This window comes from Chamaesiphon sp. GL140_3_metabinner_50, from assembly GCF_025361915.1.
Classification (GTDB): Bacteria; Cyanobacteriota; Cyanobacteriia; order Cyanobacteriales; family Chamaesiphonaceae; genus Chamaesiphon.
In genome coordinates this window covers 1-3,019 of record NZ_JANYJC010000213.1, presented here as the reverse complement: position 1 = coordinate 3,019, position 3,019 = coordinate 1, and the positions used below count along the sequence as shown (strand labels likewise).

At 48.6% G+C, this 3,019-nt stretch carries 2 protein-coding genes and 1 pseudogene; 1 reads left to right on the top strand and 2 read right to left on the bottom strand.

Features of this window, described 5'->3' with window-relative positions; translation table 11 throughout:
- Positions 1-347, bottom strand: a pseudogene (locus Q0R35_RS10720) (hypothetical protein); the annotation flags it as partial.
- A gap of 149 nt (positions 348-496) precedes the next feature.
- Positions 497-2,035 (bottom strand): anthranilate synthase component I family protein, encoded by a 1,539-nt coding sequence (locus Q0R35_RS10715; RefSeq protein WP_295617436.1) that lies wholly within the window; start codon positions 2,033-2,035, stop codon positions 497-499.
- Between the two features lie 130 nt (positions 2,036-2,165).
- Between Q0R35_RS10715 and Q0R35_RS10710 the strand changes: the two genes are divergently transcribed.
- Positions 2,166-3,019: ACT domain-containing protein (locus Q0R35_RS10710; protein WP_295617439.1), on the top strand; the 854-nt coding region annotated here is incomplete at its 3' end.

The window sequence follows — 3,019 nt, the reverse complement described above, 5'->3', positions numbered from 1 at the left end:
AGTTTAGAAAGAGCTTGAGCTGTGAAATCATAATGATAAAACGATATTTCACCTTGCCGTCCGATGAAAACGCTTCTGTCACGCCATCCAGGAAGTTGAGGTAAGAAATCTTGAGGGGATGCCAGTTCGATATTAATGTCCAATTCTTGTTTGAGCTTGGCGATAGCTTGAAAAATCCCTAGCGGTTCGGGATCTAGACGAATATCAATATCTACCGTAGAACTACGCCATCCAATCAGTAGAGCACTAGCACCACCTGTAAAGTAGATACTGCCGGAACCACGGGCTTCTCGACCCAATGCTTTCATAAGTTGCTCGATTTTCTGAGGATCGACATTTGAGCGCATAATTTTACAACCGAGCCTTATTTTCTCCAACCAATTCAAAGGTGACGGTACTTTAACCATCTATCGTACCGTCAATCGATGCGCCAGCAGCATCCAGAGTTACGCCCGTTGCCAGTTCTAGTGCTGTCCCTCCACCTGGTCATACCTGGTTATACATCTGGTACCAAACAGCAGATTGCTTCGAGTAACCCCCTGGCTTTATTTAAAGTTTCCTCATATTCAGTCACCGGATCGGAATCTGCCACTAAGCCCGCACCTGCTTGTACCGACACGGTATGATTTCCCGCACTATCAGGGCGCACAACCATCGTCCGTAGGGTAATTGCGGTATTTAATTGCCCTTCAAAATCGTAATACCCATATACGCCTGAATAAGCACCGCGCCGACAGCCTTCGAGCGCGTGAATAATTTCGAGGGCGCGGATTTTGGGCGCGCCGCTGACGGTACCCGCTGGGAAACAGGCTTTGAGTAAATCCCAGGCGGTTTTATCTGATGCGAGTTGTCCGATCGCATTACTGACAATGTGCATAACATGAGAGTACCGTTCGATCGTCATTAATTTATCGACTACTACCGTGCCACTCTGACAAACTCGCCCCAGATCGTTGCGCCCTAAGTCTACCAGCATGACGTGTTCGGCGACTTCTTTGGTGTCGGCGAGTAGTTCGGCGGCTAAAGCATCGTCTTCGGCGGGTGTTTGTCCGCGCCGCCTGGTACCAGCCAGCGGGCGCAGCGTAGCTTTTAGCGTACCATCTCGATCGCGATCGGCACGCACCATTACTTCGGGGCTAGAACCGATAATCTGCCAATCGCCAAAGTTAAAGTAAGCCATATAGGGCGAGGGATTGACTAAGCTTAAAGATCGATATAAGTCGAACGGATCGCCTGCATATTCAGTGGATAATCGTTGGGAAACGACGACTTGGAAAATATCGCCTGCGGTAATGTGGGCTTTGGCGGTTTCGACATTGGCACAAAATTCAGCTTTGGAGGTATTGCTACTATATGCGGCGGGGAGTTCGGTTAGGGGGGGACTCGGTTGTGGTGGTGTCCATTCTAAAGTTTTGGGTGCGAGGGGCTGTTGGAGTTTAGCGACTAATGTTTTGACGCGATCGCTAGCCTGGGCATAAGCTAAGGCAAGATCGCCATTACAAGCCCCAACATCGGCATACGCGATCGCCCAAATTTTACGTTTGACGCGATCGAAGATAATTAAATGGTCTACTTGCATCCACAAGCCATCTGGCAGGTCTTCGGCGGTGGCTGGATGGATGGGAACTCTAGATTCAATCCATTTCATTAATTCGTAGCCCCAGAAGCCAAATACGCCACCGATGCCGCTGGGTAGCTGCGGTAATTTAACGGGGTGATACGGTTCTAAACAGTCTGCCAAAACTTGAAACGGATCGCCTGTAAATGTCGAGACAGTGCCATCGCGATGAGTTTTGGTCGTGCTATCGCCACGATTTTCTAGCGTCCATAATGGGTTACAGCCTAAGAAGCTATATCGCCCGACAGTTTCACCACCTTCGACAGATTCCATCAAAAAGCTGTAGGGTTGACCCGCACAAACTTTATACCATGCCGAGACAGGCGTATCTAAATCGGCTACCCATTCTTGATAGACAGGGATGAAATTACCTTCGCTGGCAAGTTGACTGAAGCGATCGAAACTAGGAAAGATCATTACAATGAGTTTGGCATGGTATCTATCCTATTGTGCCTGCTGGGGCGATCGTCAAGCAATAATTTTTTTGCGAGTTCGGAAAACCACTATATAATAAGGGCTGCAAGTTGTGGACGCTTCAAAAACTGCGATGGTAAATTTAAATCCTACTTCCTCCTTCAGTATTTCCATGCATTTGGAAGTACCCAATCGATCGGGTATGCTGGCAAGTATCGCTCAGGGTATTGCTTCTGTCGGGGGAAATATCAGTTCCCTAGATATTACCGAGCAAACGCGGGCACTGTCGCGGATCGATGTAACTGTCGATGCGACTAGTACCGAACATGGCGACCAAATTGTCGAAGTTGTCAAATCTATTCCCGAAGTGGTGCTGACTCGGACGTTCGATCGGACGATGCAACTGCATCGCGGTGGTAAAATTCGGATGGAGAGCAAGATTCCCCTCACTCGCCAGTCGGATCTGGCGATGGCTTATACGCCAGGAGTCGGGCGCGTTTGTATGGCAATCGCTCAAGAACCGGAGCGAGTTTACGAACTTACCATTAAGTGTAATACAGTCGCGATCGTTACCGATGGCAGTGCCGTATTAGGATTGGGAAATTTGGGTGCAGCCGCTTCGATGCCTGTAATGGAAGGCAAAGCGATGTTATTCAAAGAATTTGCGGGACTCGATGCCTTCCCCATCTGTCTGGATACTCAAGATACCGAAGAAATTATCAAAACCGTCAAACATCTCGCGCCTGTATTTGGAGGAATTAACCTCGAAGATATCGCCGCACCGCGTTGTTTTGAAATCGAAGCTCGGTTGCGGGCAGAATTAGATATTCCCGTATTTCACGACGATCAACATGGTACCGCGATCGTCACCCTTGCCGCACTGTTAAACTCGCTCAAATTAGTTAAAAAATCCCTCGATACCGTCAAAGTTACCATTAATGGTGCGGGTGCGGCGGGGATTGCGATCGCTAAATTATTTACTACCGC